General features: G+C 54.4%; 1 protein-coding gene. It reads left to right on the top strand.

The features are described 5' to 3' along the window. Positions 1-261, top strand: a 261-nt coding sequence (locus Q5762_RS38790; protein ID WP_315897016.1) for a hypothetical protein, incomplete at both ends; no start/stop codon positions are given.

Genomic DNA, 261 nt, shown 5'->3' with positions numbered 1-261 from the left:
CAACCCGCAATCTTGCCGCCGAGGAGCGCAAACTGGCCTCGGAGAGCCAGCGAGTAAAAAGCGAAATCGGCCAGTTAACTGCCGAAGCTCAAAAATTAAAGCGCCAAGCCGATGCAAAAATGACGCTTGGGCTGCATGTGGACGGGCAGTCCCGCAACGAGCTGCAACGCCTTAATGCCGCCTATCACGAGCTTAAAAACAATGGCAATCTGACCAAGCAGGAGCTTGCCCGCGCCACTACAGCTTATACCCAAAAAGTGC

The organism is Streptomyces sp. P9(2023), from assembly GCF_032436795.1.
Lineage (GTDB): Bacteria > Actinomycetota > Actinomycetes > Streptomycetales > Streptomycetaceae > Streptomyces.
The sequence above is the reverse complement of the archived record's forward strand: the minus strand, read 5'-3'. Positions and strand labels throughout refer to the sequence as shown.